Source organism: Paraburkholderia bryophila (genome assembly GCF_013409255.1).
Classification (GTDB): domain Bacteria; phylum Pseudomonadota; class Gammaproteobacteria; order Burkholderiales; family Burkholderiaceae; genus Paraburkholderia.
Genome location: NZ_JACCAS010000002.1, coordinates 2,679,230 through 2,703,169 on the forward strand (window position 1 = coordinate 2,679,230; position 23,940 = coordinate 2,703,169).

Here is a 23,940-nt window from a genome sequence, read left to right on the forward strand (position 1 = left end):
GGGAGGCGCCTCCAGCGGCGGATCGTTACGCGTCGCTGATGCGGGTGGACGCGGCGAGCTTGCGGCTCTTTTTACTGGACGCTGCGCAGTCTGACGCCGTGGGGGTTTTCTGCTCGGCCCATCCGGTGAGGATCCGCACGCAATGATCGATGACGGCGTGTGTGCCCGAGGAGCTGTACACCGCGTGGTCGAGCTCGCGGATCGTGTGCGTGCAGACATGCTGCAGTTGTCTGAACGCCTGGTGAACCGGGCCGAAGTGGCGAGTCAGTTCATCGACACCGGGATCGAACTCGCCATAGATCAGCGATGTCCGGATGCCAAGTCGATCCAGTTCGTGCAGCAGACCTTGTTCGCTGTTGGCATCGGGTTGCCAGCCAAAACGTTGAGCGATCTGTGCCGCTCGTAAGCGCAGCCGTGCGGCCAGGAGTCTGCGTAGCCACTTCAGCACAGGGCGCAGATCGCGTCTTTCCCGTACCAGGCGTCCCCATTTGCGCCAGTTACGAACGGAGGCCAGATAGCCTTTGGCCGAGTTGGTCTGCTGCCTCTGTGCCTCGGCCAGCGTCATGCCCCGTGGCCAGATGAAGCGAGCCAGATTGATCGCGATCACGCCCGCGAGCGAGGGTGTTCTGACCGCGGCATGCAGCGCCGCGTAGGCGCCGGAGCAGACGCCCATTGCGATAATTTCCTTGTGACCTTGCGCGGCCAGCCAGTCCGCCGCCGCGGCAAGGTCGTCTATGACAGGGTCCGAGTATGGAACGCCGGATTGATCGTCCGGCGCCTGGGTGCCGCTGTCGCCGATTCCGCACAGGTCGACACGTAGCGTGGTGAAACCGAGGTCCGCGGCTTTCCTGGCGAGCCTGACCGCCAGACGACCATCGGCAGTGCGCGGATTGGACGCCGTACTCGCAATTAGTAACGCTGGCGCACCGGGTGGTACGGACACCGTGCGGGCGGGGCTGCTCAGCATGCCGGCGAGCTGATTCGAGCCGATCATGACGAGACGTTCGGTTACCTCATTGGCGGTGATGCTGACCGAAGCGTCGTGGCCAATGCATGCCGTCGTCCTGGCGGTGTGAGTCCCGGCTACGTTGGGTGTCACGGTCCGTTCCACGAGCCAGCGCGTCAGTGAGTCGATTACGTCGAGTGGAAGCCGCGATCGTGTGCCTTCCGTCATGGTTGTCGGCCATTCGGGGAAACCGTGAATCGCGGTATCGACCCCACGGCTATCCAGCACGCTCTTGAGGGCCGCACCGTCGCTGCGCTCCATGTCGACCAGCAGAACGGATTCAGGCAACACTTTGGCCTTTTCTGTCACGCCGGTTAGATCAAGGGCTTTCAGATTATCGACAAGATCGGCCGGGTAACGATGTCCCAGCACGTTCATGCCTTCTTGCTGCCGATGCCCCTGCTGCACGGCCGGCGAAGTCGTGTCGATCCATTGACGCTGCACCAGCGACAACTCGCGCAGGTACGAGCGGCCTCGTACGACCGGCGCAAGGGCGATCAGCGCATCGACGCGAGACTGCGCATCGCTCTCTTCATCGATGGCTGCCAGCATGGCAAACGCAGCGCCCGCACGGATCCCCAGCAGCGTCAGATGATCGATCGGCGCATGCGCGCGCAAGACACCCATGGCGTCACGAACGCTGGCGATGGATCGGGCAAAGCGTCCGTCTTCCTGGTCGTCGCCCGCTGAATCGCCCGCGCAGGGGTAGTTAAAGCGCAGGACCCACATGCCTTCTCCAGACAGGCGTTCCGCGAGCGCGCGCACCAGCTTGTGAGCCCACATCCCTTCGTGGCCAAGCGGTTCGCAAAGCACGACACCGCGGCCGGTGTTGCCCTCATGCAGCCATCCGAAGCAGCCGTTGAATGCAATGGGTTTCAAGCGCGGGTCCTCACACGAACGGTCTTGCTGGAATTGAGCGCGCGCACCTCGATAAGGGGGACGCCGGCGTTCGCCTGTGCAGGATCGGATCCGGGCGGCGCGAACGTATTTGCCGTGGAGGTTGCCTCGCTGACGAGACGCACTTGCGCCGTGCCGCCTGGCGCGAGATGAAACCAGTTGTCCTCGGGCCGCATACCCGGTGCGGAAATCTGCACGTAGCGCGCAAGCGATCGCGTCTGGATGTCGACAAAACATTGTCCATCGCGATACTCGGCGTGCGCCGCGAGACCGATGTCTCTGCGCTCGAACACGCTGGGACCGGTTCGTTCCGGGAAATAGAAAGTCTCTGACAGCAGCGTGCCATCGGCCGTATAGAGCGACGCGACCACGGTATCGTGCTCGGGTGGGCCAAACCGGTAGGCGTACGTGAAATCGAAGAATCGCCCTAGCAGGTCGGCGGAATTGAGCACCACGGCGCTGTGCGCGTCGAGTAGCACATAGTGGTCCGCGCGCAGGAGCGGGGTGCTGCCGTCGCGTAGCGCCACGAGTTCGACTCGTGCATCCAGTGCATGCGGGCTGTCGTTGAGTACATGCACATCGAGGCCGTTCAGGCCTTCGTTCGTCAGCAGAATCTGTTGTGGCTGCAACGTGTGCTTCATGGCGTACCAGGACGACTTCGGACGCAGACAGGCGTCGACGATTCCCCAGCCGGTGCCCGGCACGACGTCCTGAAACTGCCAGACCAGCGCACCCGAACAACGTGAGCCGACACGCCGCCACTCCGAGAACGTTTCACTGACGACATCGGCGACGACTGCGCGCGACAGTTCCAGATAGCGTTCGTATTCCCGGCCGCGCAGGCGGGCCGGATCGACACCATAGAGTTCCTGCAGGTAATGATCGCGCACGTCGTCGAAGTCCCACGATGCGCCTGGGTCGCGCGGCACGGCGCTTTTCCAGTTCGGCTCGTGCGGCGCCGGCGAGCCGATCGTCTCCAGTGTCGCCTCGCACGGCACGTTGGCAAACGCGAGGCACTCGCTGGCAAAGCGCACATCGGCCCGGCGCGCGTCGTCGAGCGGGCGAAGGTACGCGCCCACGCCGTAGTAGTGCGAGACACCTTCGCGTGGACTGAAGGGCAGCACGTTGCCGTGCGGCGAGTCGCCGATATAGATGGCGTCGGGGCGATGCTTCGCAACCGCGTTCGCGAGCGTGGCCGCGGTCAGTTCGACGTGTCGTTGATCGGGGCTGAGGCCGAGCATGGCCGCCTGCTGCGCGATCTCGCTGCCGCCGCACAAAACCGCGAGCGAGGGGCTGCCCGCATGACGCGTCAGGAACTGTGCCGCTTCCAGCTCGACCAGCGCGACGAAGCCCTCGTCGAGCGAGGGATAGTCGAAATTCGCGAACATGAAGTCCTGCCACACCAGCAAGCCCAGGCGATCGCAAAGCGTATGGAATTCATCGGCTTCATAGGTCATCGTGCCGCCGACCCGGATCATGTTGAAGCCGGCGGTCTTCGCCAGACCGAGATAGTTCAGGTAGGTGGCGGCGTCGGCGTGGAGGCTCAATGGCGCCGCGCTACTCCAGCAGGCGCCGCGCGCAAAGACCGGCGTGCCGTTGACCGAGAGCGCGAAACCGTGTCCGTCGGATCCGCGGTCGACAGTCACCGTACGGAAGCCTGTCTGGCCAAGCGATAAAGTTGCGCCGTCGATGTGCACTGCGACGTCGTATAGCGCGGGCTCGCCGTGTGTGTGAGGCCACCACAGCCTGGCCTCGGGCACCTCGAGACGGGCTCTGAACGTACAGGGGCCGATCTGCGTGAGGGGCGTTTCCTGTTCGCCGCAGGTCAGCCGGGCAGCGCGCGCGCTTTTGACGGGCTGGGCCAGCGCGATCTCGACTTCGAGCAAACCGTCCCGGCCGCGCAGGGACGAGCACAGCGAGCGTCGCCATAGAACGGGCGGTCCTTCGGGATCGACGATCTCGATGGCGCGCCACGGCCCGATCGGGTCGATCGAAGGAAACCAGCCGGGCATGTGTCCAAGCAAGGTCGTACGAACCTGACGTAACGACGGAACATCGACGAGGCGCGTGCGCCAGCGTGCGCGTTTGACCGGCGCACAGGCGCTCAGATGCTGGTCGAGCGATCGAAAGCAGACATATAACTCATCGGCATTCGGCCCGAGCTCGACCGCGGCGTCGTGCGTCACGAACATGCTGGTTGAGCGCAGCAACAGCGCGCCGTCGAACCAGACCTCGGCGATCGTCGCGAGCCCGTGCAGGCGGATCAGGCGGCGACCCGTTCCGCGCAAGCGCAATCGATACCAGTAGTCGCGGTGTGCCAGCGGCACCGTCTTGAGCGGATCGAATTTACCGGTCGTGGCGAGGGCCTGGGCAACCGTTCCCGGCACGGGTGCCTCGATCCACGCCAGCGAGTTCAACGCTGCCAGCGCGTCCGGCCGCGCTGCGGCATTCGCGGGTGTCGTGCACATCTGCCAACCGGAGCTTCGTCGAGAGTCATGACTGCTGGCGCTGTCTGGATCCGGTCGGCTTAAGGCCAATGCTTCGATCATCGAACGTTCGAAAAAGGTTGGGGTGAACCCAGCGGTATTTCATCCGGCAACGCCTGCGCCTCGACTCGCGGAAATGCGCTGTCGAAGCCATCCATCAGGACCGTGTACGCGTGTTCCATCGCATCGAGACTGCTTTCGCCGCGATCTTCCCTGCCGCGCGAGCAGGCGCGAGCGAGACGGAATTCCAGCACCATCGATTCGGAGGCGATGGTGTCGCACGCGGCGATCATGGTCTCGAACGAGCCGGCCTGTTCAGTGCCGCTCGCGTTCAGCCAGCGCAAATAGTGGCCAAGCAGTTCGAAATTCGAACCAAGCTGTCTGAGCGTGTTGAACGAATAAGCGTGGAAATACGCCATGGATCGACTCGCGATCTCTTTCGCATCGCGAGTCAACGCTTGCCGGAACGCGGCAAGCGGATTCGTCGCCGGTCGTCGTAGCAGATGCCGCCGCAGCAGCGACAGCGAGGCCTCTCGCAGTTGCGGTCCCGCCAATGGTTCGAACCGGCGTCTGGCGCACTCGGCATAGGGCGGCAATAAGGCCGACGCGGAGGTGTCGAGCAACCCTTCGTAATCGGCGCCTTCCGCGAAGTAGTAGCCGGCATTGTGGAAGTAACCCAGTTGACGGCTACTGCGGTCTATCGCGTGGATCCCGATCGTGGTCTTCGTGTGTTCATGCCGATAGGTCATGCCGCGCGTGTCCGGCAGAAACCATGCGTCGACCTCGACCAGCATGACATCGCCGCGCGCCAGCTGAGTCGCGACGTGGGTCTCGAGCGGTTCGAAAATCGCGTGCTCCTGGATCAGCACGCCAAAGAGCCGCTCGATGTCTTCGGGCGGAAACTTGAAGAACGTGAACTGATCCGCTTCGAAATCGAGTGCGACCGTGAACGGCAGCGCCGCGTGCGGATCCAGGCCCCACCATGCCAGCAGTTCGATCAGGAGGTCGACGTAGCAATTGGTTTGCTTGCGGACCATGTGCGGCCCATGCAGGGCATGAGGCCGCCAGCTCGTCATGCGTTCGCGCGGCGCGCGCAGCATGTCATCCGGCACGCTGCCGGAATCGACCGGGTCACCGCTCATGCGTGGTCCCACAGCGCGTCGCGGACAGTCTTCGGCCACGTGTCGATATCGAAGCCATGGTGTTTGAAGAGCCCCAGCGTGAGCCGTTCGAGTCCGAAGCCGACGCAGCCGGTATGGGCCACCTCGGCGTCGTGCGTCTTGATGCCCCACAACAGACCGAAGTGGTCCATGTGATAGTTGAAGCTCAGGCAGGCGGTCGGTTTTTCCGGGCTTTCAATCGGAATCAGCAACTCGAACTTGAGGTTCTGTTCGCGCTGGCTGCGCGCCACGATCTTGCCGCCACGGCCAAAGAACGGATCGTTGGCCAGATCGATGCTGTTGGGCAGTTCAAGCAGATCGATCATGCGCGTACCGCGTTCGATCCACTCGCTGCGGAAGGCCATGATCTGGTCGGGCGTACCGAGCCGGATATATTCGCGCATGCGGAACAGCTGCATACGGGTGGGATCGAGCGATGGCTCGTGGCGGAAGCAATACGAGAAGACGTCGACGATGCGACCTTGCTCCGGCAAAGGCCCGCGTTGCGCGACCACGGGATAGACCGGGTAGCACGCAGCCGGCGTCAGGACCACATACGTGGGCTTCTGGTGTTCGGTCCAGTCCTCCCCGCTGTCGAGACATTGCAGTACGCGCTGATGTTCCTGTTCGCCGCCGCAAAAGCTGTGCACGGTACCCGCGAGCTGGGGGAAGCCTTTCAGATATTCGCTATGCTCGAATTCGGGACGGCTCATGGCCGGCGGAAAACGCAGCACTTCTGCCTGCTGATCGGCGCCGAGACGCGTGATCAATGCGTCCAGCGCTTCGACTACACGCTCGAATTGCCCGCTTCGGCCGAACAGTCCCCTGACGCCTGTCGATATCAGCAATCCTGCTTCGACCAGCGCGTCCCGGAATGAATTGACGCCGGCGATATCGGCGATGGCATCGGGGAGAGTGCCTTGCTGGTTCTGGATCATGGCCGGGTTGCTCATCAATCTCTATCCTGGGAAGTGGGGCGTTGCGCAAGCATCAGGCTTGCCGTGTTGGCTTCGATACGGTCGTTGTTGATCATCAGCGGCGCGGAATACAGATCACGGAGATGCCGGCTCAGCGTAAACGGCGTGCCGTTCTTGTAGGCCGCCATGCCGCAGATCATCATGGCGTGATGGACCACCTGCAGCACCGTAGTGGACACGAACGTCTTCAGCGTATTGATCTCGGCAGCATCGGCCATCGACGCGGACCACGAACGCTCTTTGCGCGGTTGCGAGTGCAGGCGCAAGACGCCGGCAATCCGGCCTTCTATCGCCTGCATCAGTGCCAGCGCATCGGCAATGCGACGGCCCGCGGGCGTATTGCCCGCGGCTTCGCTTTGCTCCTGCTTGCGGAAATAGCGATGCGCGCGCTGGAATGCGTCATGGGCGATGCCGGCCCACAGGGCCGCCCACAGAATGTGTGAGGTGGGCACCATGGTTTGCTCGGCGATCTGGGCGAACGGCACGGGGAAAACCTGTTCCAGCTGGCCTTGCGCCGCGAGAATAAAGCCTTCGCTACAGGTGCCGCGCATGCCGAAGGTGTCCCATGCGCCGCGTCGCGTGAGCGTCGTGCCGGCCTTGAGCAACGTCACCAGCACCTGCTCGGTGGGCGGGGCTGCCGGATCGCGTCGTGCCGTCACGAGGATCGCATCGGCATAGGCGCCATATGAAATCGTCGGCGTCAACTTGTGGAGGGTAAAGGCGCCTTCGTGAGCTTCGATCGCGCACCGGCTGCGGCGCAGGTTGCCACCCACTTCGTCTTCGGACGTCGCCGACGCCAGCAGCCACTGATGCTCCACCAACTGCTCCACGAACACGCTGTGCCACGCTTCACCATTTGCGTGCTCGATAACGCAGGCAATCTGGATCTGGTGCATGGCAAACACCATTCCCGCGGATGAGCACGCCTGACCGATGATCCGGCAGGCCGAGGCGATGTCCGCGAGCGACGCGCCGAGTCCCCCGAGCTGCGCCGGAATCATCGCGCCGAGCAGGCGCTGCTCACGCATGGCGTTGATCGCTTCGGCAGGAAAGCGTGCGTACTGGTCGACCGTATCGGCAAACTGCGCCGCGATCCGCGCGACACGATGAGCGGCCTCGTCCATCGCGCCGGTAGGTTGACCGGCGACAGGCGCGGGAGAAAGCGGGGCGTGTGTCGTGTCGTCGCGCTGGGCGCCTGGGGTGATCTCCGGGGCGGTCATACGGAATGCACGCTGCGTTGCAGTTGACTGATGGCTTCGGCGAGCGAGTCGATGCTTTGGAACAGCTGCCGATTGAGCATCTGGTCCGGGATCTCGATGTTGTAATGCCTTTCGATCGCGAGCATCAGCTGGATCGTGTTCAGTGACGATAGTCCTGCTTCGTAGAGGTCGTCGCTGTCGCGAAGGCTGTCTACCGACACTTCGAAACGGGCGTTGTCTTTAATGATCTGTCTAAGTTCGTTCTTCACCTGATGCTCCCAGTACGAATAGTGGCCCCGGCGTCGACGGGAGACGAGGGCACGAAGCCCCCGCAACGCATGGTCGCCAGTACACCACCCGGAGCGGGTTTGCATCTGTGCGCGAGCTTACAAGTAGTTACAATAAAGCGCGCCCGGACTCGTGTTTGGCGTTTCGCCGAATCAACTATCTCAACCTGAGTGGTGTTCGCCGAGGCGCAGTCCCATCGCGGCACGAACGTTATCTGGAAAGATCCGGTTCAGTTCCTGCCGGATCGACTTGTGGCACCCGCAGGCCTGCGCGTCGAGGCCATGCAGGTCGGCGAGAATGATCGAGCTCCGGTGCTGGTGTATCAGTCCCATCTTCTGCAGCTCGCTTGCTGCGTCCGAGATGGTTTCCCGCCAGACCCCCAGCATTTGCGCCAGCATGTTGTGAGTGACCTTGATCTCCACGCTGCGGGATCGGTCGTAAGCCAGGATGAGCCAGCGGCACAACTGCTTCTTGAGAAGATGATGGCGGCTGCAAAACGAGACCTGAGCGATCTGTGCCGTCTGGAACTGGATGCAGCTCAACATCAGGTTGCGAAGCTGTACTGAACCGCTTAATGCCTCGACGAACACATCGGCGTCCAGCCGATAGGAAAAACCATCGCGGCAGGCCACGGCACGGTACGGCGTGGCGCTGTTGTTGCCGGTCAGATTCTGGCCGAACAAACCCTCGCTGCCCACCTGGGCACCCTCCAGCATCATGCCGTCGGACAGAACGTACTGAAGCGAGAGGATTGTCGTGGTCGGCAGATAGATGTGGTCGAAGTAGTCCCCCGGCTCGCAGAGGACGTGGCCGGACTGCAGGTGAACGAGCTGCAACCGGCTGAGCAGCGCCTCGCGTTGAGACGGAGGGAGCGTATTGGTTGCGGCAAGCAGGCGATTCGTGTCGTGCCGATGCGGTAATTCGATGATTTTGCTGGACCGCTTCGGCACGCAGTCAGGTTCACGGTAGGTCATGTTCGATCCTGAACGGATAAAGCAAAACCCTGCAATTAAAACAGGGTTTTATTTCGGCGATGGTGAATCGGGGATTTGCAGGGTAATTTTCGTGCTGACGTGATTTGAGATTTTATTTTTAGTCAGATGCTGCTATGCACCGAAGATAGCATGGATTGGTTTGGTTTTCGCTTTCTGAATAAATGATTTGACTAACGTTGACATTTTCCCTGTTCGGGACGCGCACGTGGAAATGTAAAAAATCATCAAATAATATCCGCTGCAGGAAAATCTTCTCGTTGAGTTCGGGGGTGCGCATGGCTCGACCGTAGATCGATGCTTGATCTGGGATCCCTGCTCGCATTTCGTTTCTATAGATATGATAAAAATCAATGACTTGAGATGGAAATGTTCGGTAGGTTACGTTCCGGTTGAAAACGGCGAAATTCAACCGTGAGACAGTTTTCATTCAGCGTGAAGAGCAGGATCTGGTTTGAAAAAACGCTCGTTAAGACACGTCGAAATTAACATTCGTGAATTGCTGTCGTGGTATTTATCAAGTGGATCGGTTTATATTTTAAAATCCGGTAAGGTATTTACTGTCGCAGTGATTGAGTATTGAAAGGCGGCCGTTTTTGACGTGATGTACACGAATGAGACACTTTTGAAAAACCGTGCCCATGATATTCGTTTAAATTCAGATGACATTTGCTATGCGGCCGGGCATTTGCTCTGGTTGGCACGCAACTCGCTTAGCTGTTGCACTTACGCCAAACCTGGATACGAACATGCCTTGTCACAGCGACGACCTTCGCTCGAATCATCTGCTCGGTGCCCTTCCCGAAGAAGATCTGCGCGCACTCGAACCGCTCCTCGAACTCGTGCGCGTACGAGATTCGCAACTGCTCTGCGATGCGGGTGTGCCCGCGACTTACATGTACTTCCCGACCACCGCGGTGATGTCGTTGCTGCACCTGAAAGAAGACGGGGCCATTGTCGAGATCGCAGCCGTCGGCAGGGAAGGGATGGTCGGCGTGCAGGCGCTGGCGGGCGGCGGTTCGCTGCCTGGCCGGGTGGAGGTACGTAGCGGCGGGATGGCGTATCGGATCGCGGTCCACGCTATTCGCAAGGAATGCGATCGATCGATGGGCATCTACCGCGTGATGGTGCTTTATATGCAGGCCCTGATGACGCAGATCGCTCAAAGCGCGCTGTGCACCAAACACCATTCGATCCGCCAGCAACTCTGCCGCTGGCTACTGGTTGCTCATGATCAGCTTGCCAGCGACGAGCTCAGCGTCACCCAGCAGATGATCGCGAACATGCTGGGTGTGCGGCGCGAAGGCGTGACGCAGGCGGCAGGCAAGCTCCACGACGCAGCACTGATCCGCCAGCGTCGCGGCAGGATCACCGTCGTGAACCGGCCGGGTCTGGAGGATTGCGCTTGCGAGTGCTACAGCATGATCCGCCGCGAGCTCGGTCGACTGTTGCCGCGCGAGCACGAGGTGGCCGCTAGTGGCCATCTTCCGCAGGCACTCGCCACCGTCGGGAAACCGTTGAGCTTTGACAGTCAATCTCGTTTGCTGCAGTCAAGTTAAGTTATCGGAACGAGAAATCATCATGTACGGAATCATCTCAAGACTATGCGACGTGTTGATGATCGTCGCGGGGGCGTGGCTGGCTCGCGGGATGCGCTTCAACGGCTCGCATGTCCTCAGCGGCGCGGAGCACATTCTGATCGTGCAATTGTGCGTGCTGGTATTGCTCGTATTTCCGCCGCTCGGCATTTATCGATCATGGCGCGGTCAGGCGCTGCACCGCATGATGTCGCGCGTGATGCTGGCGTGGACGATCGTCGGTGTGGTCGGACTGTGCGTCGTGTTCGCCCTGCATCTGACCGGCGACATATCGCGGCTCTGGTTCGGCCAGGCGTTTCTCACGACCGGCGTGCTGTTTCTTGCTGAACGTTTCGTTGTGCACGGCGTACAGCGCCATCTGCGGAAAAGCGGCAAGGATCAGCGCGCGGTGGTGATCGTGGGCGCGGGGAGCTATGGGCGCGCGGTGCTTGCCCAGTTGCAGGCAACGCCCTCCGCCGGCTTCAGGCCGATTTCCATGTTCGACGACGATGCCGGCGCGAGCGCGAGCCACAGCATCGCCGGCGTGCCGGTCATGACCGATTTCCGCGAGCTGCGACGGAGGGTGCGTGCGTGCGAGGTGGACGAAATGTGGCTGGCGTTGCCGCTGTCGCGTGAGCGCACCATTCAACGCATTGTGCGTGAGTTCCGCCACGACTTCGTGAACCTGCGTTTCCTGCCGGACGTTCGCAGTATGACGTTCCTGAATCGCTCCGTCGCCGAAGTACTGAACATGCCCGTTATCGACCTCGCTGCCAGTCCGCTGCAGCACCCGCAGTTATGGCCCAAGTTTCTGTTCGACCGCGTGTTCGCACTTGCAGTCCTGATTCCGATGCTGCCGCTGTTCATCGGGTTGGGTATCGCGGTGAAGCTGTCCTCGCCTGGCCCTGTGTTGTTCCGCCAGAAGCGTAAAGGTATCGACGGCCGCGAGTTCGAGATATTCAAGTTCCGCACGATGAAGGTTCATGGAGAGAGTCGCGGCGCCGTTCGCCAGGCATCGCGCAACGATTCGCGCATTACGAAAGTGGGGGCGTTTCTGAGGCGTACGTCGCTCGACGAACTGCCGCAGTTCCTCAACGTTCTGCTGGGACAGATGTCGGTGGTGGGACCCCGTCCGCACGCGATCGAACACGACGACTTATACAAGGACCTGGTTGACGGATATATGTACCGCTACAGGATTCGCCCGGGCATTACGGGTTGGGCGCAGGTCAACGGGTATCGCGGCGAAACGCGCAAAGTCGAGAAGATGGAAGCGCGTGTCAAGTTCGATCTGTTCTACATCCAGAACTGGACCTTCTGGTTCGACATCAAGATCATCCTCATCACGCTGGTAAAGGGGTTTGTCGGAAAGAACGCGTTTTGAAAAAGAACGTCGCGTCGTGGATTCCTGAACTCAGGACCTCGAAACCAGGAGAAATAAGGATGTTGAAGTTCCCCATCGTTGCGACCGTCGCTCTGACGGTCGCATTGTCGGGCTGCGCGCTCGCCCCCGGTCCGGCGCTCGATGCAAGCCGGATGCACGACGATCTGGCTAAGCCGACGGATACGTCGGTGTACGACGTCAAGCTGATCACGCCACAGTTGGTCTACGGGCTCAAGGAGGCGGACGAGGCCGACGCGCGTGCTCGCGAGGCGGGTATCCAGGCCGGCACGACGGAAGTACAGAGCGACTATCGCGTTGGATTCAACGATCTGATCGGCGTTACGGTCTGGCGGCATCCGGAGCTGGCGCTCGGGGGCGGTGAACAGACGCCATCCCCGGACGCCAGCGCGATGCAGGGGATCGGCGTGCTGGGTGGCAGCCAGCAACAAGGCGGAGCGTTTGCCGCCAACGGGGCCGGCGATGTCGACGCACAAGGTCAACGTGTGGCCGCGGACGGCACGATTTTCTTTCCGACCGTCGGGCGTGTGCGCGTTGGCGGAATGAGTACGGTGCAGATAGCGGCGCTCCTGCGCAACGCGCTGAAGGATCAAATCAAGGATCCGCAAATCGACGTCCGTGTGATCCAGTTCCGCAGCCAGCATATTCAGATTACCGGGGACGTGAAGAACCCCGGCCAACTGGCGCTTGTCGGCACACCCACCCGCGTTGTCGATGCGATCAGCCGCGCGGGCGGCGCCAATCCAGACGCGGATCTGCAACGGGTACTGGTTTCGCGCGCCGGTCAGGTCACGACGATCGACGTGACGCGAATTCTGACTCGCGGGGATATGCGCCAAAACATCGTGCTGCAGGCGAGTGACATCGTGAATGTGCCGGATCACACGCGCAACCGCGTGTTCGTCATGGGCGAGGTGCCGAAGCCGCAGACCCTGTATATGAGCCAGGGGCAACTGTCGCTCGCGGATGCGCTTTCGGCGGCAGGCAGTATCGACATCAATGGCGCCAATCCGCGGCAGATCATCGTGATCCGTCATCCGGACCCGGCACCTGGGCAGACTGGAGACGCGCAACGCGACCTGCAGGAAGGCATCAAGAAGGCGAGTTACCGTCCGGAACAGAACCGGCCGGAAATATTCCGGCTCGATATGACGCAGGTGGACGCGATCATGCTCGCGACCGAGTTCGATATGAAACCGCTGGATGTCGTCTATGTAGGAACGGCGTCGTCCGCACGCTTTAATCGCCTGCTTGCGCAGATCCTGCCGTCGGCGGAGTCGTTCTATCTGATGTGGTCGGTGACGCATAACTGAGCGTCGCGCCGTGCATTGAGAACGTCGTGAAATCCATAAAGTCAGGATCACCTGGCGGTGAGAAAGAGAGCATTGATGAAAGACCGATATGTGTCGCTCGGGCAAGACGTGGCTCTTCATTCTGAAACGACGTCGGCGGCTACGGTGGTCGATCGGGCGCGCAAGGCGGCCAATTTGCCAATTAAAGTCGCGATCAACGGCAAGTTTACGTCGCAGCGCCTGACTGGCGTGCAACGGGTGGCGCATGAGCTGACGTCCGCGCTGTCGCGCCTGTTGCCGGTGTACCAACGCCCCATGTTGCTGATGCCGCAAGACCGTCGCGACGAAGTGGTATTTGCCGGTGTTCCGCGTCGGGTCGTGCGTCGCTTTCGTGGCGTGCTCTGGGAACAACTGACGCTTCCGTTTGCGGCAAGCGGAACCACGTTACTGAGCTTGTGCAACGTGGGACCCATGCTCAAGCGCCGGCAGGTGCTGATGATTCACGACGCGGCTATTTTCGACCTGCCTGAGGGATATTCAGCCGGCTTCCGGCTCTGGTATCGCTTTGCATTCGCGCTGCTTAAGCGCAACGTGCGGCATATCGTGACCGTCTCCGCGTTTTCCAAGGCGCGCATTGTCGCCCGGATGGGCATCTCACCGGACAACATTTCGGTGGTACGGAACGGGGTCGATCACCTCGACCGGATTAGCAGCGACTATTCGATCCTCGAGCGCCTCAACGTGACCATGGACGGCTTCGTGTTGATCGTCGGGTCACTTGCACCGGGTAAGAACCTGGCGCGCGTCCTTGCAGCGATCGCGCTGCTGGAGCATGTACTCGGCGACGTGAAGTTCGTGATTGCCGGTGGCAATAACGTCAAGATATTCGGCACCGAGGGCGATCGCGCCCGAGAACCGGCGAAAAATATCGTCTGGGCGGGCTATCTGAGCGATGGCGAGTTGAAAGCGCTTTATGAAAACGCCGCCTGTTTTGTGTTTCCGTCGTTGTACGAGGGGTTCGGCTTGCCGCCCCTAGAAGCCATGTATTGCGGCTGTCCGGTGATCGCTTCCAGCGAGGGAGCGTTACCCGAGGTTTGCGGCGACGCCGCGCTCTATTGCGACGCGAGTTCGGTCGACGACATAGCCGCGAAGATCGCTTATCTGATGGGCGACGTCACCAGGCGCCATGCGATGTGTCTCAAAGGCAGGGAGCACGCGAAGCAGTTTCGCTGGAGCGACTCAGCGACCGAATTGCTGCGCGTGCTTCGTGAAATTGAATAGGGATGTGCTTGTCCCACGAGCGGGAACGGCCGGAAGAACATCGGAAAGGTGCAGATGAACGACAAGCGGAGAAGGACCTGCCTGCTGATCGCGATGGCGGCAGCGGTGGGTGGAATGATCTTGCCGGTGCGGCCCGTGTCGTCGGCACCGGTCATCGTGCTCGATAGTGCTGAGAAATCGGTTGCGCGGAATTACATCGAGCTGCCTGCGTTCGCGCGATCCCGTGCGAACACAGGGGTAGCCGTTCACGATATCGCTGACACGAAGCTGCTGGATGCGGTAAAGGATGTGGGGTTCTCGTTCATTCGCGCGGACCTGTTCTGGTCCGAAGTGGACACTAAAGACGGCTGGCAGTTTTCGAGGTACGACACGCTGGTGTCGGATCTTGCCGCGCGTGGATTGGGTGCGCTTTTTATCCTTGGCTATGGAAATGACCTGTATGGCCCGCATCAGCCTCCCACCACGCCTCTGCAGCTTGCCGGGTTTTCACGCTACGTTCATGAATCCGTGTCGCGCTATAGAGATGCCGATGTCCGCTTCGAAGTATGGAACGAGGAGGACAGCAAGTCGTTCTGGCTTACCGAGCCATCGCCGGCGGCGTACGGGCAATTGCTGAACACGGCCTTGAGGGCGGCGAAGTCCGCCAATCCGGACGCGGTCGTGGCAATGGGCGGTGTACAGCAGGTCAATCGGGATTTCATTCGCGCCGTCGGCAACGTTTGGCAGGTGGAGCCCGATGCGGTGAGCGTGCATCCGTATCGGCAGGAAGAGCCCGAGTCGGTATTTTCCGACTACCGTCATTTGAGCCAGGATCTGGCCGCCTATCGCAAGGTGCCGGCGATCTGGGCGACCGAATGGTCCTATCCGAGCTACGGTTACAGCTATGTCGCGGACATTGCGGACGGACATTCGCCGGAAGCTCGCGCACGGCAAGCCCGTTATGTGGTGCGACGGTTTCTGACCGACTGGATAGCGCAGATCGGTCTTACCGCGTATTACGACATCCGCAACGACGGAGCGAATCCGAAAAACATGGAAAACAACTTTGGACTTCTCGACTCGGATAACACAAGACTGCCCGCCTACGACGCAACGAAGTACCTGTTTTCCTTCACGAAAGACGTTACGCGTGCCCGGTACTTCATCGACATCCAGAACAAGTACGTGATTCTGAAATTGAATTCTCCGCACGCGACCCGCTATGTCGCGTGGTGCTACGGCAGGGGCAACGGTATCAGGCTGGATATCTCCCAACTGCCGGGCAACGCGCGAGCGACCGATATGTACGGCACTCGACTGGTGCCGGAAGGTGGTGCCGTGACGGCGCCCGAAACGTTAGGGCCGGTGTTCATCAGCGTGGCTTCATAGACGAACGCACCTGCTGTGCGGGAAGTGTCCTGCCGTGCAGGATGCCAATTGACAGGACGGCTGCGGTTCGAGCGGTCTCGGGTATCAACTTTTTATTGCAAGGGTCTGACATGGGCTTTCATCTGGAGCAGTCGTCTTCCTCCTCGTCGAGGAGAAGCGACGGGCTCCTCAATCTCTGGTGGAGCGCGGTTCGATACAAACGTCTGTTTGGAGCGATCACGGCGATATTTGTCGTCGCGGGCGGGATATATCTGATGCTGGCAACGCCGCAGTATCGGGCCGAAGCGCTCCTGCGTTTTCAGACCAAACCCGGTGCCGCGATCAGCGCGCTATCCGACGTCTCGGGCACGATCGAGGCGAATCCATCGGCGAGCGACGAAAGCGAGGTGCTGGCTTCGCGGCCTATCGTCAGCGAGGCTATCGTACAAACCGGTGCGGCTATAACGGTTCAGACGGAAACGTATTTTCCGTTGCTCGGCCGGCTGCTCGCTTCGCGATACCACGGCGCGACGGAGTTGGCGCCGCCGTTCCTCGGCTTGAAAAAATATGCATGGGGAGGAGAGCAGCTCAAGCTCGGCACTTTCACGTTGCCTTCCAATGTACTCGAAGAAAAATTCCGGATCGTCGCGGCCGAGGGGGATCGCTGGACCCTGTACGACGATGAAAACAAGACCCTTGCGCAAGGACGCGTAGCGCAGACCGTATCGTTTGCGGTGTCGACCGCTGACGGGGAGGCGCAAGCTCAGCTGCGCGTCGACATGCTGCGCGCGCGGCCTGGGGTCGCATTCGCGATTCGTCGGCTGTCGGACGAAGTGGCCTATAAGAGCGTTTCGGCTCGACTGAAGGCGGTGGTTTCCAGCCGCGACTCTTCGCTTCGCGAGCCGGCGATGCTGACACTCAGCTACCAGGCGGATACGCCTGACGGTGCGCAGTCGATGGTCAACACGATCGTGAAGACCTACCTGACGCGTGACGTGGAATATCGCTCCGGGCAGGCGCAACGAAATCTCGACTTTCTGCATCGGCGCCTTCCCGGACTGAAAACAGATCTGGAGAAAGCGGAGAACAAGCTCAACGATTTCCGTACGAAGACCGGGACGATCGATGTGGATCAGCAAGGTACAGCGCTGATTAGCCGCCTGAGTTCTCTGGAGGAGCATCAGACTGTGCTGCAACTGGCCCTCGACGGCCTGAACGACAGATATCAGCCGGGCAACCCGATCTATAAGACCGCGCTGGCGCAACTCAATCAGGTCAACAGCGAAATCGAAAAGACGTCGAGGATCGCCGCCAAGTTGCCGAGCACGCAACGCGAGTACGTGAGGTTGTCCCGTCAGGTCGCCGTGGCGACTCAGCTCTATACCAATGTCCTGACCAACTCGCAGCAACTGGAAGTGGCCGTGGCGAGTACGGCACCCGGTGCCAGCGTCGTGGAATGGGCGATAGCGCCGGAGAAACCGACGTGGCCGAGGAGGGGTATTGTGCTGTTGGGCTCGCTTCTTGGCGGATTGTTCGCGGCTACGTGTGCGGTTCATCTGATATCGCTCAAGCGGCGGGAACTGCGTACGCCGGAAGATATCGACGGTATTTCGTCGTTGCCTCGTCTCACGGTGGTCGCTGAATCCGCCGCTCAGCGCCTGCAGGTTAAGCAGATCGGCGAGTCATGCGGCGCGTCAGGGCCTATGCCGCTACTGCTGGGTATGACCAGTCCCACCGATCCGAGTATCGAAGCGCTGCGCTTGTTGCGCAGCAGTCTCAGGACCCTGCTGGCCCGCAATGACGAACCACGCAAAGGGGTGGTGATCCTCTTCACCGGACCGACTCAAGGTGTTGGGAACAGTTTTGTGGCATCTAATTTCGCTTATTTGCTGGCGGAAACGAAGGCTTCGGTACTCTTGATCGACGCCGACATGCGTCGAGGTAAGTCGAGCCAACTGCCGGAGAGACGACCCGGCGCCGGGCTCGCTGAAGTGCTCAACGGGGTGGCACGCATCAAGGATGTCATCGTCAGGTTAGGAGGGAGTCATCTGTCCATGCTGGGTGCGGGGATATCGACTACGCCGAATACGTCGGAGCTGCTGGAACAGGCCGAATACGGGAAGGTGCTCGCACAGCTTCGAGACCAGTACGATTTCATCGTGATCGACGCACCGCCGGTTTTGCCCACGAGCGACACGCTGACGCTCGCAGCCCAGGACTGCGATCTGGTACTGGTGGTTTCGCGCGCGGACTTCACGCGGGCGCATCAACTTGAAGAAACACTGCGTCGACTGGAAAACGCCGCAGCCAGGGTGATGGGTCACGTTTTTAACGGATTGCTGCCAAGCCGATATAGCGTGCGCGAAGCGTCCGGCTTCAGCGGTGCAAAGCGCTGATGCGCAGACACCGGGCGCCCCAGCCGGGGCTGGGGCTTGTGTCGCACTGCCCACTCGAGATGGGCAGTAGTGCCGCGGATCACTGAGCTTGCTGCGCGGCGATCACCGCTTTCATCGTCGCGTAACGCGGCTTCTGGGTCGTGCTGCTGGTGAGTAATCCAAACGTGCCGCTGGTGTCGTCATAGAGTTCGTACCAGTTGAAGCCGATCACGTTGTAAGTGGACTTCGCTGCCACGAGTTCCGGGATCGTCGTATTGATGTACGTTTGTGCCTGAGCCTCGCTAAGGTCATCGTTCGCGCCGATCTCGGTGAACATGATCGGCAGGTTGTAGCTCGCCTTCAACTGCGCGAGCACGTTGTAGGTGCCGGATACACCATGCGCGTTTTCAAAATCGCCGCCAGGCGAATACCAGTGCCATTGAATGATGTCGGGCGAGATCTTTGGGTGGCCCGTCGACCCGTCAGGCTGGGTACCCGTCATCAAGCCGTTCAGAAATCCAAAGTGCAGCCATCCCGACGTCGCGTTAGCAATGACTTTGGTGACGTGATGAGTATCGACGGAGCGCCAGCCGTCTTCCGCGCCCCGGAGCGCACCTCGCCAGATCGGGAAGGTCGCGTTATCGAAGTCCGAAATGCTCTCGCCGTCGCTCAGAACGGGCGTGTTGTGGCTGTCGATGTCGAATTCGTTGCCAAACTCGACCACCGGGATTCCCGCTAGCTGGGTCGCGGCGTAGGCCGCCATCGTATAGGCGTATGCGTACGCGCTGGCTTCGGTCGGCGTCGCGCCGTTCAGGGACGGATCGTTCCATGGGTAGGGGTCGATCATCGGCAGCACGGTGATACCTGAACCGAGAGCGGGTATCACCGTCGTCGCGAAGGCGGCTATCTGCTCGGTCGAGTACATGTCCTGCCGGTATCCGGACAGGCCAAGATTGGCGATGGCCGCGCCCTGGCTGGCGAGTGGCACGGAAGTGTATATGCCGCCCTGCACGTAATGCCCGTTGATGCCGAAGAACGGCAGGGCGACCGGCGCAGCGGCGACAATCGGCGTGCGTGGATCAGCGGATGCGGTCCAGTTGTTGTTTGCCCAGACCCACCAGAGGTTGGCTGCGTTCTGCTGATAGATCTTTCCTGCGTACCACAGGAGCAGCGTCACCTGACTCGTAAATCCGGCCGGCTGCCCGGCGCGATAGACGACTCCGCTTTTGACAGTCCAGACCGCAACGGAAGAGTCGACGATCGAGGCGGCCGGTGGAATGGCCGTACCGCTTAGCGAGACTCGGGTTTGAGCGTTGGCTACCGGCGACGTCACCGTCGCGGAGTTGGCCGTGGGCGGGGCGGCGGCGCCTTCATTTCCGCCGCCGCACCCGACCATCATCAGGCAGATCAACGTTGCGGCAATGCCGGGCGCTACCCAGGCGCGACTTATCAGGACTGCAGGGATGCCAGGCCAATGCGGTCTGGCATTGACTGGCGATAACGATGATGCCCAGATTGACGTGAAGCAATACCCAGAAATAGCACGAAACAGTTTCATGGCTGACTCCCGACAGTCCATGGAAATGCGTCATAGCGACGCGCTTGAGAATCGACCCGCGAATTGGGGCCGCAAACTCTTCGCTCGAATTTCGTTCGGGGCTGAATGATTGTGTCGTGCCGCTCGTGTGGCGAACGCCAGGTCGCGACAGTGCCTCCAGCGCGCATCCTGGTTCAGAGTGGCCATCGTTGTTACCAGGACAAAAGCGTCACTGGTGGAAGGCTAAGCGGTGCCCGTTGCGCTTTCGCCTCGGTGCAAAAACCCCGGGTTTATTGCTTATTTTGTTTTTAAATGCGCGGTGCTTTCTGCACTCGAAAAATAGTAGTCTTGCAGGATGAGTATATTCACGCGTTTTGAATAGTAAACGCGACAGAAGACCCGCGACGTCTTAGGACCTTGAGTCCCGGTCGCGGTCCTCGTGCATGGATCAAGGGGAGGGGTGCCTGGGCAGGCGGACTTCGTGATGAACGTCGGGGCGGGGGACGAGCGGGGAGGGAGCGGGGGAGAAGCGAGCTATTTCGCAGTCTGGCGCCGGTGAACGAGGGCCGGTACAGCGCTGATTGCATCCCCAACTTTGGTGAGAATCGGCGAAACGCCTAACGGCAGCAACACACCGGCAATCGTGCAGACCGGCAACATGAAATACGGATTTCGGATCCCCGCTTTCAACAGCACGATGCGCATGCCGGACACAGCCATGATATGCAGGACATAGATAGGCATCGAACGCCGGCCGCATATCGCCAGAGGTGTCGCGGCCCAGGATCTGTTGAGCCAGTAGCAGACGATCAGCGTCAACGCGATGCCGAAAATCGCTGCGGGAATGGCTTCGAATGAATAGAACGGCGCCACACCCATCACCATGTAGGTGGAGAGTAAAAACGCCAGTGTGCAGCTAACAGGAAATCCTGCGTGAGCGAAGCGCTCGATGCGTGCTTCGAGCTCCGGTCCGACAAGGGTTCCCGCGGCAAAGAAGATCCCCATCTTCATGGCGGTGGCAAAGAATGATTCGGGTATTGCCGAGCCGAGAAGAAAGGCGGTCACTGCAACCACGATGAGCGCCGGCCTGAATCGGCCGTAACAGAGCGCGATCAGTTGCCAGATCATCAGCGCATACAGGAACCAGAACTGACCGATCGGGCGATAAAACAGCATGGGCCAATCGGATAGCGAAAGCGGGTGATTGGTCGAACCCGCCATCAGTATCTGCACGCCGCCCTGAATGATCGACCAGACGAAGTACGGAACGACGATCGTGAGGAACTTCGAGCGGAGAAACCGTCTGCTGCCTTTTTCCACGCTGGGCCAGACATGGAGGCCCGCCAATAGAAAGAACAGCGGCATGTGAAACGTATACAGCGTGAAATCGATCTGCTCGAACGGGTAGCTTGCAGGGAACAGGTTCCCATCGTGCAGGCCTCGTTGCGCGTGGCCGAACACGACGAGCACCATGCCGAGTCCACGAACGCAGTCAAGAAAGGAGTTACGCTTCACGAGATGGTCCTGTGCATGTTGTGCCGCTGGAAGGCCGATGATCCGCCAGCGGCCATGTTTCTATTGCCGGGCGGTGGATCGTCCGATCAACGACACACCGCGCGAGTAAAGTATCCATGCCAGCGCAACCGCTACCGAGGTTTCCGTGAACAGCACCGCGGCGGCCGCGCCCTGTTCCGCGAACCATTTCGCGAGCGGAGGCAGAAGCGCGATATTGAGAATGCCGGATGAAATCAGAATGCGGCTGAATGCGGTTTTCATCCCGAGTGGGAGCATGGTCTGTACGCCGAAGAGGTCGGTCATGCCGGCCATGAACGGAATGAACGACATCCAGCGCAACACGCCGATGGTCGGCGCAAAGGTGGGGCCGTAAAGAATGTGTACCGCAAGCGGCGCGCCGAAGAAGAGCACGACGGAGATGGTCAGGACGATTGCGCCCTGGACGACCAGCAGCTTGCGCAGGAAGGACATGGCGTCTTCGCGGGCGTGATGCATCAGATAGCTGATGCGCGGGTAGGCGGCGGCCTTGAGGGGCTGCAGCACGCCGATCGCCGCACGAATCAGCTTGTCGCCGGCCGCAAAGTAGCCGGCCGCGACATTGCCCGACACAAAGCCGAGAAGAACCGTATTGGTCGACGCATAGAACGCAATCGACGTCGAGGCTAGAAAGACCTCCCAGCCCTCAACCAGGGCGTTGACGATTTCGGGCACACGTACCGGCACGAAATCGACCTCGCGACGGATGAACATGTAGACGAAAATCCCGATGCCCGAACTGAGCGGCACGGCGGCATTGATGGCCATTGCGGCGTCAAGATCGGCAGGGCCTCGCACGAGAATGAACATTGCGGGTACGCTCAAAGCGCGGCACACGAAGAGAATCAGACCGAACGCGCGTAATTGCTGAATACCCTGGAAGTACCACGTGGGTGTCAGCGCGGCACCCACTGCCATGCCAAAGCCGACGACCAGCAGAGGTCGCAGAAGTGCGAATCGTGGGACGATGAAGATCAACGCGAGCAGCACGACGAAACCCGCCGCGGTAATAGCAAGCTGCGTCAGCAACGTAATCCAGAAAACGCGCGACCGTTCCGCGCGATCATCACGGGCGAGCGCGATGCGCGGCGTCGCGGTCAGATCAAAACTGTAATTCGCGAAGTTGATGAAATAGGTAATGACGGCGAGTGCGAAGGAGAGCTGTCCGTAGCACTCGGGTCCCAGCACGCGCGTCAGCAGCGGCAGCGTCAGGAGCGGCACGACGTAGGTCGAGATCTGCAACATCATCAGAAGCAGAAAGTTCTTCTTTACCGACGACATGCCATGCTCCAGTCTCGTGCCCGGCAAAGTACTGGCCTGCCTGGCTGGATGAGGCGATGCCCGCCGTGCTGTTCGTTCAGGAACATTGCGCGACGAGATCCAGGTTTTCGGCCTTGCCAAGCTGCAGCAGCGTGGCGATGCTCTCGGTATAGTGCTGCCGCGTATAGCCGGACCAGTGGTAGTGTCGGCGGGAATCGCCCAGATGCTGGCGAAGCATTTCGAGGGCGCTCACGAGGCTTGCCGGGGTGGGGCCGTATTTGATCTTGTTGCCGATTTCATCGCCGAAGGTCGACAGACTGCCGATGTCGTGCGTGAGCACGGGCAATCCGATCATGGCCGCTTCGACGATGACGAGCGGTGCGTTCTCCGCCCAGATGGAAGGCAGAACCAGCGCGTCGTGTGTGCGCAGCGCCGTGAACAGTTGGCCGTGATCGAGCCGGCCGGCAAACCGAAGGCGCCGTGCCGCGATGAGATCGGCGTACTTGATCTGCAGCGCTTCCCGCTGGGTCCCGTCGCCGTACACCGTGACGCTACTGATCCGGTGGCACTGCGCGCGCAGCGCCAATTGAAGAAATTCGTCGAGCCCTTTCTCTGCTTCGACGCGGCCGACAAACGCCAGATCGAACTGCTCCCGTGTGGCGGGTTTGGGCTGCTCGGGCACGATGTCGGTGCTAACCGGATTGAGGAGCAGGACCGACGATGTCAGGCCGCGTTGCGCGAGCGCTTCGCGCATGTAGGTGCTCGGGCAAAGGAACAGATCGAACACGTCGGCGGGGTTAAACAACGCATTGACCATATGCCAATGCAGTTTCTTGATCGCGTCGTGTGTGATGCCGCGCGGACTCGCGCGTGCGACGAGTCGCCGTGGACTGGCGAGTGTCGACAGCGGCAGCGCGGTTGCGCGCCCGCGCGGATAGGTCAGCAGATTGGGGTTGTAAAACACCAGGTGATAGTCATGGCACGTCAGGAACGTGCGAAAGCCGAGTTGCCGCTTGTATCTGGCGAGCACGGGCAGAATCGCCGGTGACATCAGGCCATGATAGTTGTGCACGAGAACCCGGTCGGGCCTCACACGTTCGATGGTCTCCGCGAGTGCGCGCGCGGCCACAGGGTTCCATGCACGGCGCGCCATGCTGCTTTTGCCGGGCAGCGAACTCTCGTCGAAAGAAGTCGTGACGACGCCGGGCAGTGTCCGCAGCACGTCGACAGAGGTGCGATAGACCTCTTCGGCGCCCCCTTTTCTGACGTAATCGTTGATGACGAGAACCTTCGTGGGTGTCGTGCCGCCCATG

Annotated in this window: 17 protein-coding genes; 6 read left to right on the forward strand and 11 right to left on the reverse strand. The window is 60.6% G+C overall.

Annotated elements, in window-relative coordinates; all coding sequences use genetic code 11:
* Nucleotides 1–25: 25 nt before the first annotated feature.
* From GGD40_RS32955 to GGD40_RS32985, 7 genes are all read right to left on the reverse strand, one after another.
* The gene (locus GGD40_RS32955) at nt 26–1,885 is read right to left on the reverse strand and encodes a serine aminopeptidase domain-containing protein (protein ID WP_179746476.1); all 1,860 of its coding nucleotides are present in this window, start codon (nt 1,883–1,885) and stop codon (nt 26–28) included.
* The gene (locus tag GGD40_RS32960; RefSeq protein WP_373565393.1) at nt 1,882–4,371 is read right to left on the reverse strand and encodes a glycosyl hydrolase 2 galactose-binding domain-containing protein; all 2,490 of its coding nucleotides are present in this window, start codon (nt 4,369–4,371) and stop codon (nt 1,882–1,884) included. The genes GGD40_RS32955 and GGD40_RS32960 overlap by 4 nt, the downstream gene beginning before the upstream one ends.
* Nucleotides 4,372–4,448: 77 nt before the next feature.
* Nucleotides 4,449–5,531 (reverse strand): DUF1839 family protein, encoded by a 1,083-nt coding sequence (locus GGD40_RS32965; protein ID WP_179746479.1) that lies wholly within the window; start codon nt 5,529–5,531, stop codon nt 4,449–4,451.
* Entirely contained in the window at nt 5,528–6,502 is a 975-nt protein-coding gene (locus tag GGD40_RS32970) for an amino acid--[acyl-carrier-protein] ligase (protein ID WP_179746480.1), read from the reverse strand. The genes GGD40_RS32965 and GGD40_RS32970 overlap by 4 nt, the downstream gene beginning before the upstream one ends.
* Complete coding sequence (locus tag GGD40_RS32975; RefSeq protein WP_257030756.1) at nt 6,502–7,650, reverse strand: acyl-CoA dehydrogenase family protein; 1,149 nt, start codon at nt 7,648–7,650, stop codon at nt 6,502–6,504. The genes GGD40_RS32970 and GGD40_RS32975 overlap by 1 nt, the downstream gene beginning before the upstream one ends.
* A 92-nt stretch (nt 7,651–7,742) precedes the next feature.
* Entirely contained in the window at nt 7,743–7,994 is a 252-nt protein-coding gene (locus GGD40_RS32980; RefSeq protein WP_179709852.1) for an acyl carrier protein, read from the reverse strand.
* Nucleotides 7,995–8,174: 180 nt separating this feature from the next.
* The gene (locus GGD40_RS32985; protein ID WP_179746482.1) at nt 8,175–8,987 is read right to left on the reverse strand and encodes a Crp/Fnr family transcriptional regulator; all 813 of its coding nucleotides are present in this window, start codon (nt 8,985–8,987) and stop codon (nt 8,175–8,177) included.
* A gap of 767 nt (nt 8,988–9,754) precedes the next feature.
* Here GGD40_RS32985 and GGD40_RS32990 point away from each other — a divergent pair.
* The 6 genes from GGD40_RS32990 (at nt 9,755) to GGD40_RS33015 (ending at nt 18,300) form a co-directional block, all read left to right on the forward strand.
* Nucleotides 9,755–10,564: a Crp/Fnr family transcriptional regulator gene (locus GGD40_RS32990; RefSeq protein ID WP_179713878.1), complete on the forward strand. Its 810-nt coding sequence runs from the start codon at nt 9,755–9,757 to the stop codon at nt 10,562–10,564.
* A gap of 22 nt (nt 10,565–10,586) precedes the next feature.
* Nucleotides 10,587–11,966: an undecaprenyl-phosphate glucose phosphotransferase gene (locus GGD40_RS32995; RefSeq protein ID WP_179746483.1), complete on the forward strand. Its 1,380-nt coding sequence runs from the start codon at nt 10,587–10,589 to the stop codon at nt 11,964–11,966.
* A 59-nt stretch (nt 11,967–12,025) separates the two neighbouring features.
* Nucleotides 12,026–13,297, forward strand: a complete 1,272-nt coding sequence (locus GGD40_RS33000) for a polysaccharide biosynthesis/export family protein (protein ID WP_257030652.1) — start codon at nt 12,026–12,028, stop codon at nt 13,295–13,297.
* A gap of 75 nt (nt 13,298–13,372) precedes the next feature.
* The gene (locus GGD40_RS33005) at nt 13,373–14,557 is read left to right on the forward strand and encodes a glycosyltransferase family 4 protein (protein WP_179746484.1); all 1,185 of its coding nucleotides are present in this window, start codon (nt 13,373–13,375) and stop codon (nt 14,555–14,557) included.
* Nucleotides 14,558–14,611: 54 nt separating this feature from the next.
* Nucleotides 14,612–15,925, forward strand: a complete 1,314-nt coding sequence (locus tag GGD40_RS33010) for a glycosyl hydrolase family 5 (protein WP_179746486.1) — start codon at nt 14,612–14,614, stop codon at nt 15,923–15,925.
* Nucleotides 15,926–16,035: 110 nt separating this feature from the next.
* Complete coding sequence (locus GGD40_RS33015) at nt 16,036–18,300, forward strand: AAA family ATPase (protein ID WP_179746488.1); 2,265 nt, start codon at nt 16,036–16,038, stop codon at nt 18,298–18,300.
* 79 nt (nt 18,301–18,379) lie between these two features.
* Here the strand turns inward: GGD40_RS33015 and GGD40_RS33020 are convergent, their stop codons facing one another.
* From GGD40_RS33020 to GGD40_RS33035, 4 genes are all read right to left on the reverse strand, one after another.
* Complete coding sequence (locus GGD40_RS33020) at nt 18,380–19,675, reverse strand: glycosyl hydrolase (RefSeq protein WP_179747134.1); 1,296 nt, start codon at nt 19,673–19,675, stop codon at nt 18,380–18,382.
* Nucleotides 19,676–20,350: 675 nt separating this feature from the next.
* Entirely contained in the window at nt 20,351–21,331 is a 981-nt protein-coding gene (locus GGD40_RS33025; protein ID WP_179746490.1) for an acyltransferase family protein, read from the reverse strand.
* Between the two features lie 60 nt (nt 21,332–21,391).
* Nucleotides 21,392–22,648, reverse strand: coding sequence for an oligosaccharide flippase family protein (locus GGD40_RS33030; protein WP_179746492.1), 1,257 nt, complete (start codon nt 22,646–22,648; stop codon nt 21,392–21,394).
* 76 nt (nt 22,649–22,724) lie between these two features.
* The gene (locus tag GGD40_RS33035) at nt 22,725–23,939 is read right to left on the reverse strand and encodes a glycosyltransferase (RefSeq protein ID WP_179746494.1); all 1,215 of its coding nucleotides are present in this window, start codon (nt 23,937–23,939) and stop codon (nt 22,725–22,727) included.
* Nucleotide 23,940 lies beyond the last annotated feature (1 nt).

What these genes read in the sequence shown, in the direction of transcription:
- GGD40_RS33005 (WP_179746484.1), top strand. Translation starts at nt 13,373, where the DNA reads ATGAAAGACCGATATGTGTCGCTCGGGCAAGACGTGGCTCTTCATTCT.
- GGD40_RS32985 (WP_179746482.1), bottom strand. Translation starts at nt 8,987, where the DNA reads ATGACCTACCGTGAACCTGACTGCGTGCCGAAGCGGTCCAGCAAAATC.
- GGD40_RS32965 (WP_179746479.1), bottom strand. Translation starts at nt 5,531, where the DNA reads ATGAGCGGTGACCCGGTCGATTCCGGCAGCGTGCCGGATGACATGCTG.
- GGD40_RS33015 (WP_179746488.1), top strand. Translation starts at nt 16,036, where the DNA reads ATGGGCTTTCATCTGGAGCAGTCGTCTTCCTCCTCGTCGAGGAGAAGC.
- GGD40_RS33030 (WP_179746492.1), bottom strand. Translation starts at nt 22,648, where the DNA reads ATGTCGTCGGTAAAGAAGAACTTTCTGCTTCTGATGATGTTGCAGATC.
- GGD40_RS32990 (WP_179713878.1), top strand. Translation starts at nt 9,755, where the DNA reads ATGCCTTGTCACAGCGACGACCTTCGCTCGAATCATCTGCTCGGTGCC.
- GGD40_RS33000 (WP_257030652.1), top strand. Translation starts at nt 12,026, where the DNA reads ATGTTGAAGTTCCCCATCGTTGCGACCGTCGCTCTGACGGTCGCATTG.
- GGD40_RS33010 (WP_179746486.1), top strand. Translation starts at nt 14,612, where the DNA reads ATGAACGACAAGCGGAGAAGGACCTGCCTGCTGATCGCGATGGCGGCA.
- GGD40_RS32975 (WP_257030756.1), bottom strand. Translation starts at nt 7,650, where the DNA reads ATGGACGAGGCCGCTCATCGTGTCGCGCGGATCGCGGCGCAGTTTGCC.
- GGD40_RS33035 (WP_179746494.1), bottom strand. Translation starts at nt 23,939, where the DNA reads ATGGGCGGCACGACACCCACGAAGGTTCTCGTCATCAACGATTACGTC.
- GGD40_RS32970 (WP_179746480.1), bottom strand. Translation starts at nt 6,502, where the DNA reads ATGAGCAACCCGGCCATGATCCAGAACCAGCAAGGCACTCTCCCCGAT.
- GGD40_RS32960 (WP_373565393.1), bottom strand. Translation starts at nt 4,371, where the DNA reads ATGTGCACGACACCCGCGAATGCCGCAGCGCGGCCGGACGCGCTGGCA.
- GGD40_RS32995 (WP_179746483.1), top strand. Translation starts at nt 10,587, where the DNA reads ATGTACGGAATCATCTCAAGACTATGCGACGTGTTGATGATCGTCGCG.
- GGD40_RS33020 (WP_179747134.1), bottom strand. Translation starts at nt 19,675, where the DNA reads ATGGTCGGGTGCGGCGGCGGAAATGAAGGCGCCGCCGCCCCGCCCACG.